Consider the following 3,420-nt stretch of genomic DNA (forward strand, 5'->3'; position numbering starts at 1 on the left):
AAATGAAGGCATTCGCCTATTGGCATTAGCATAGAAACAAAAACTCTTGGAACAAGAGGGTTAGCTCGGTCAGTTTTCGTTGGCTAGTAAAAGCAACGATAAGTCGAGAAGCCCCCACTTCAATTAGACCGCAAGGTCAATAAGTGGTGGGTAGTTCACTAATAGGTATGCTCGTTAATAATACGGGCGGTTCTTTTTTATGGCCGTTGAATGCGATTTATATTCACGACCACTTAGGAAAGTCGCTTGTCATTGCGGGCTTAGCATTGACACTCAACTCAGCTGCTGGTATGATTGGTCCTCTTTTAGGTGGTATTTTAGTAGAAGCTTATGGCTTTAGTTTAATGGTAGGAGTTATGGTTATTTGCTTATTTATAGCGATTATACCAAGTTTATGTTACGAATTGCCGCTGAAAAAGCAAGGCGTAGTAAAATAAGTTGCACTCAGTGTAGCTATAGCTTAAAATGAAGGCATACTATATATGGCTAAGATAAGGAATAGTAGGCAAATTGACTTTTTTAGAGAGCTAGCGGTTGGTGTGAGCTAGTAAGGCAATTGTTGAACTCACCTTGGAGTCAGCATTAGTGAAGTAGTAGTAACTAATGCCGTATGTCTGCGTTAAAGATTTTAAGCTGAGTGTCGTCACTAATTTGGGTGGTACCGCGGGAAAACTAATTCTCGTCCCTTTCTATTAAGGAAGGGACGATTTTTTTATTTCCAAAATTTTACGTAGACAAATAAAGGAGGAAAAACGTTGAGTTATAATCATGAGCAAATTGAGAAGAAGTGGCAAAAATATTGGGCAGACAATAAAACATTTAAAACGGTAAATGATGATAGTAAGCCGAAATTTTATGCGCTTGATATGTTCCCGTATCCATCAGGTGTTGGCTTACACGTAGGTCACCCACTAGGTTATATTGCAACAGATATTTTAAGTTCATTTAAACGTAAGCAAGGCTATAATGTGCTTCACCCAATGGGCTGGGATGCCTTTGGTTTACCAGCAGAGCAGTATGCACTTGATACAGGGAATGACCCTGCGGAGTTTACTGCGAAAAATATCGCAACATTTAAACGTCAAATGAACGACCTAGGCTTCTCTTATGACTGGGACCGCGAAATTAATACGACTGACCCGAAATATTATAAATGGACACAATGGATTTTCATTCAACTATATAAAAAGGGCTTAGCTTATGTGGATGAAGTAGCTGTAAACTGGTGCCCAGCACTTGGGACTGTGCTATCGAATGAGGAAGTTATTGACGGTTTATCAGAGCGTGGTAGTCACCCAGTGGAGCGTCGCCCAATGCGTCAATGGGTGCTTAAAATTACAGAGTACGCAGACCGCTTAATCGAAGACTTAGAAGACCTTGACTGGCCTGAAAGTTTAAAAGAAATGCAACGTAACTGGATTGGTCGCTCTGAAGGTGCTAATGTGACGTTCCAAATCGAAGGTACAGATAAAGACTTTACAGTATTTACAACACGCCCAGATACATTATTTGGCGCAACGTATGCCGTACTAGCACCAGAACATAAGCTAGTTGCACAAATTACAACAGCTGAGCAACAAGCAGCAGTAGATGCGTATTTAGATAAGGTTAAAACAAAATCCGATTTAGAGCGTACTGATTTAGCTAAAGAAAAAACAGGCATCTTTACAGGCGCTTACGCCATTAACCCTGTTAACGGCGAAAAAATGCCGATTTGGATTGCTGACTACGTATTAGCGACGTATGGTACAGGCGCAATTATGGCAGTACCTGCTCACGACGAGCGTGATTATGAATTTGCGAAGGAATTTAATTTACCAATCATCCCTGTACTTGAAGGCGGTAATATTGAAGAAGAAGCCTTCACAGGTGACGGTGTTCATATTAACTCTGATTTCCTAAATGGTTTAGGCAAAGAAGACGGCATTGAAAAAGCCATTGCATGGTTAGTAGAAAAAGGCGTAGGTGAAAAGAAAATCTCTTACCGCTTACGTGACTGGTTATTCTCACGCCAACGTTACTGGGGCGAACCAATTCCAATGATTCATTGGGAAGATGGCACAATGACACCAGTGCCAGAAGAAGAACTACCGCTTGAATTACCAAAGACAGATAATATTCACCCATCAGGCACAGGTGAATCACCGCTTGCTAACATTACAGACTGGGTAAATGTTGTCGACCCTAAAACAGGTATGAAAGGTCGCCGTGAAACAAATACGATGCCACAATGGGCAGGTAGCTGCTGGTATTACCTACGCTATATTGACCCAGACAATGATGAAATGATTATTGACCCTGAACTAGCAAAACGCTGGTTACCAGTTGATATTTATGTTGGTGGTGCAGAGCATGCCGTACTTCACTTATTATATGCACGTTTCTGGCATAAAGTGCTTTATGATTTAGGTGTGGTTCATACAAAAGAGCCTTTCCAAAAATTATTTAACCAAGGTATGATTTTAGGTGAAGGGCATGTGAAGATGTCTAAATCGCTTGGTAATGTTATTAACCCAGATGATATTGTCGCTTCACACGGAGCAGATACATTACGTCTGTATGAAATGTTTATGGGCCCACTTGATGCATCAAAAGAATGGACAACAAACGGAGTAGACGGCGCACGCCGCTTCCTAGATCGTGTATGGCGTTTATTTATGAACGAAGATGGTACATTAAGTGCTAAAGTAAACGGCGAAGAAGGTGGAGAGCTTGAAAAAGTGTATCACCAAACCGTTAAAAAGGTAACAGAAGACTATGAGCATATGCGTAATAACACAGCGATTTCGCAACTGATGGTTTTTGTAAACGAAGCGAATAAAGTTGACCGTATTCCAACGAAATATGCAGAGGGCATCGTGCTATTACTATCACCAATTGCGCCGCATATCGCAGAGGAAATTTGGCAACAGCTTGGTCATACAGAGACATTGACGTATGAACCATGGCCAACATTTGATGAGGCAAAGCTTGAAGATAACGAAATTGAAATGGTTGTACAAATCAACGGTAAAGTTCGTGCTAAGCTTAAAGTAGCAAAAGATATTACGAAAGATGAGCTAGAAAAAGTAGCCCTTGCAGACGAAAAGGTGCAAGAGCAAATGGCTGGCAAAGCATTAGTTAAACTAATCGCAATACCAGGCAAGCTTGTTAATATTGTAGTGAAATAAATGAAAGAACCACGCCTGTTGATTAGCTAATTTTCACCGTAAAAAACTAATAAAAAAGAGAGATTCCATGTAAAATGTAAGTTACCACACAAACTTTTTACGAGGAGGAATCTCTAGGCTCGCGAATACCACGATTTTCACACTACTTCAAAACTTTATTTCACAGGAAGAACTCGCGGGTATTCTTACCGAATTCGGCTTTGAAGATACGGCTCGTAAATGCGATGTCCCTACGCTTTTACGTTATTTA

At 40.6% G+C, this 3,420-nt stretch carries 2 protein-coding genes and 1 other annotated feature; both genes read left to right on the forward strand.

The genetic code is table 11. The features are described 5' to 3' along the window. The first annotated feature begins 146 nt into the window (after window positions 1-146). Entirely contained in the window at window positions 147-437 is a 291-nt protein-coding gene (locus DDE80_RS14005) for an MFS transporter (protein WP_161952354.1), read from the forward strand. 42 nt (window positions 438-479) lie between these two features. Next, window positions 480-690, forward strand: a binding site (T-box leader). Window positions 691-755: 65 nt separating this feature from the next. After that, window positions 756-3,170: a leucine--tRNA ligase gene (gene leuS / locus DDE80_RS14010; protein WP_108308541.1), complete on the forward strand. Its 2,415-nt coding sequence runs from the start codon at window positions 756-758 to the stop codon at window positions 3,168-3,170. Window positions 3,171-3,420 lie beyond the last annotated feature (250 nt).

The sequence above is a fragment of the Metalysinibacillus jejuensis genome (genome assembly GCF_003057615.1).
GTDB classification, from domain to species: Bacteria; Bacillota; Bacilli; order Bacillales_A; family Planococcaceae; genus Metalysinibacillus; species Metalysinibacillus jejuensis.